This window comes from Sphingomonas azotifigens NBRC 15497, from assembly GCF_002091475.1.
GTDB classification, from domain to species: Bacteria; Pseudomonadota; Alphaproteobacteria; order Sphingomonadales; family Sphingomonadaceae; genus Sphingomonas; species Sphingomonas azotifigens.
Genome location: NZ_BCTR01000025.1, coordinates 1 through 3,420, shown reverse-complemented (window position 1 = coordinate 3,420; position 3,420 = coordinate 1). Strand labels below are relative to the sequence as shown.

Sequence of the window (3,420 nt, the reverse complement as noted above, 5' to 3'; positions counted from 1 at the left end):
CATGCCCCCTCCACCACGCCGCTGGCGCGGCGCGGTCCCCCCTCCCCCGGAGCCTTGCTCCGGGGGAGGAAACACTTTCACTGTATGCGCTCGACCTTCAGGCCCTTCGCGGAGAGCAACGCCAACACGCTTGCATCCCCCGCCAGATGCCCCGCGCCAACCGCGACGAACACCGTCCCCGGCGCCTGCATCCGGGCGCGGATCCAGTCCGCCCAGGCACGGTTGCGGCGGAGCAGCAGCGTCTCGCGCAACTCTGGGTTGCCGGCGAGATCGGCATTCAACTGCCGCGCGAGCGTATCGGCATCGCCCTTGCTCCAGGCGGTGACGGCGGCGTCGAGATTGGCGCCGGTCTCGGGCAGCCCCGCCAGCGTGTCGCCGAGCAGGCGGCTCTGCGCGGCGGCGGAGAGATGGTCGAAATAGCCGAACTGCTGCTCGGCGGTTTCCAGCCCCTGTACGTGCTTGCCCGCCTTCTTCGCCGCGGCCTGCAGCACCTGCTCGACGCCGCGCGCATCGTCATAGCCGAGCTTCTGGAGCGGCAGCAGGGAGAGGGTGAGCGCCGCCAGCCAGGGCTCGTCGCGATCGAGCGACTGCGGCGCGAGCCCGGCCTGGCGGAGCGCGCTTTCCAGCTTGGCATGCTCGGGCGCGGGCAGGGCAGCGACGGTAGGGTCGCCGGGAGTACGGCCCAGCTTGTCGAGCAACGACTGGGTTTCGGCGTCGGGGGGCATCACCAGTTCGAGGACCAGCGTGTCCGCGCGATCGAACGCGGTGCGCACGGGGCCTCCGAACCAGCGCAGGTCCGGGCGGAGCAGGTGGACGGTGCCGAACAGGTAGACGGTAGTGTCGCCGTCGCGCACTCCCCAGAGCGCGGGCCTGGCCTCGCGCGGCGCGGCGCCGCAGCTGCCGAGGAGGAGCAGGGCGGTGAGGAGGAGCGCGCGGAACATGGGGGCGGGCTTGGCGGCGCGGGGGCAAGGAAGTCAACGGGTCCCGCTGTTCCCACGCCCGTCATCCCGACGAAAGTCGGGATCCATTCGCCACTCGGCTTGGGATAGAGCCGCGCCGGGGACCCCAATGGATCCCGGCTTTCGCCGGGATGACGGCGTAGGGGGCGGGGCCAGCTTCCCACCCCGGTTGACCCCCTCCGCGCCCTGCGCCAAAGCGCTCCCCAAACCTTACAGGGTGACCAACTTGTCCGAACCTCTCAGCTTCCAGCGCATGATCCTGACGCTCCATGACTATTGGAGCACGCGCGGCTGCCTGATCCTGCAGCCCTATGACATGCGCATGGGCGCCGGTACCTTCCACCCCGCCACCACGCTGCGCGCGCTGGGGCCGGAATCGTGGAACGCTGCCTTCGTCCAGCCCTGCCGTCGCCCGACCGACGGCCGCTATGGCGAGAACCCCAACCGGCTCCAGCATTATTACCAGTATCAGGTGATCCTGAAGCCGAGCCCGCCCGACCTGCAGGAGCTGTACCTCGGCTCGCTGGCCGCGATCGGCATCGACTTCACCAAGCACGACATCCGCTTCGTCGAGGACGATTGGGAATCGCCGACGCTCGGCGCCTGGGGGCTGGGCTGGGAAGTGTGGTGCGACGGGATGGAAGTCACCCAGTTCACCTATTTCCAGCAGATGGGCGGGTTCGACTGCAAGCCGGTGGCGGGCGAGCTGACCTACGGGCTCGAACGCCTCGCCATGTACATCCAGAACAAGGACAGCGTGTACGATCTCGCCTTCAACGACGCGGGCGTGACCTACGGCGACGTGTTCCTGGAGAATGAGCGCGAGATGTCGAAGTGGAACTTCGAGATCGCCGATACCGATGCGCTGTTCGACCTGTTCCGCAAGGCCGCGGCCGAGTGCGAGCGCTCGCTGGAGGCGAAGCTGCCGATCCCGGCCTATGAGCAGGCGATCGAGGCAAGCCACATCTTCAACCTGCTGAACGCGCGCGGCGTGATCTCGGTGGCGGAGCGCCAGGCCTATATCGGCCGGGTGCGCGATCTGGCGAAGGGCGCCTGCACGGCGTGGATCGAGAAGAAGACCCCCGAATGGGAAGCCGCCTATCCGGGATGGTCGGCGTGATCCGCGCCTGCCGTTCCCCCCTTCGTGCTCCTGCGGAAGCAGGAGCCCAGGGCCCCAAGCGACTCGCTCTCCAACACTGGGCACTTGGCTACGCAGGTGCACTTGGAATTGCTCATGACTGACTTTCTTCTCGAACTCCGCTCGGAGGAAATCCCTGCGCGCATGCAGGAAAAGGCGCGGGAGGATCTCGCCCGCCTGTTCGCCGCCGAGCTGGACAAGGCCGGGCTCAAGGCCGCCGAGGTGGTGAGCTACGCCACGCCGCGCCGGCTGGCGCTGATCCTGAAGGGCCTGCCCGAGCAGACCGCCGCCGTCTCCGAGGAGACCAAGGGCCCGCGCGTCGGCGCGCCGCCGCAGGCGCTGGAAGGCTTCCTGCGCAAGACCGGGCTGACCGCCGACCAGCTGGTCGAGCGCGACGGCGTGCTGTTCGCGATCGTCGACAAGCCCGGCCGCGCGACCGCCGAGGTGCTCGCCGCCGCGATCCCCGCGGTGATCCGCGCCTTCCCTTGGCCCAAGTCGATGCGCTGGGGGGCGGATTCGCTTTCCACCGAAAGCCTGCGCTGGGTGCGCCCGCTCCAGGGCATCGTCGCGCTGTTCGGCAGCGAGGTGGTGCCGTGCGAGATCGCCGGCGTTGCCAGCGGTGCGGCGACGGTGGGGCATCGCTTCCACCATCCGGGTGCGATCACGATCGGTTCGGCCGACGACTATGTCGAGAAGCTGCGCGCCTGCCATGTCATCGTCGACGGTGCCGAGCGGCGCAACATCATCGCGCTGGGCGCGAAGATGGCGGCGCAGAAGGCCGGGCTTACGCTCGTTGAAGACGAGGGCCTGCTGTTCGAGAATGCGGGGCTCACCGAATGGCCGATGCCGCTGCTCGGCCGGTTCGACGAGGCCTTCCTGGCGGTGCCGCCCGAGGTGATCCAGCTCACCGCGCGGGTGAACCAGAAATATTTCGTCTGCCGCGATAGCGCGGGCAAGCTCGCCAATGCGTTCGTCTGCGTGGCGAATATCGACGCGGCCGATGGCGGCGAGAAGATCGTCGCGGGCAACCAGAAGGTGCTGGCGGCCCGGTTGAGCGACGCGCGGTTCTTCTACGAGACCGACCTCAAGGTGCCGCTGGAAGCGCAGGCGGGGAAGCTCGAGAAGATCGTCTTCCACGAGAAGCTGGGCACGGTGGCCGACAAGGTCGAGCGCGTCGCCAAGCTCGCGCGCTGGCTGGTGGAAAGCGGGGTCGTCACTTCTTCTAAGCCCCTCCCCTTCAGGGGAGGGGTTGGGGTGGGGCACTCCGCCTCGACCGAAGGACTCGCTCCCAGTTCAGCCCCCCCCCCCCCCCCCCCCCCCCCC

General features: G+C 68.8%; 3 protein-coding genes. 2 read left to right on the top strand and 1 reads right to left on the bottom strand.

Going from position 1 to position 3,420, the window contains the following annotated elements; genetic code table 11:
* Positions 1-77 precede the first annotated feature (77 nt).
* On the bottom strand, positions 78-941 hold the full coding sequence (locus SAZ01S_RS10410; protein ID WP_084582209.1) for a TraB/GumN family protein: 864 nt from the start codon (positions 939-941) through the stop codon (positions 78-80).
* Positions 942-1,212: 271 nt separating this feature from the next.
* On the opposite strand from SAZ01S_RS10410, the gene SAZ01S_RS10405 reads away from it, so the two are divergent.
* Entirely contained in the window at positions 1,213-2,079 is an 867-nt protein-coding gene (locus tag SAZ01S_RS10405; protein ID WP_084582208.1) for a glycine--tRNA ligase subunit alpha, read from the top strand.
* Between the two features lie 114 nt (positions 2,080-2,193).
* On the top strand, positions 2,194-3,420 hold a 1,227-nt coding region (gene glyS, locus SAZ01S_RS10400), incomplete at its 3' end, for a glycine--tRNA ligase subunit beta (RefSeq protein ID WP_245824763.1).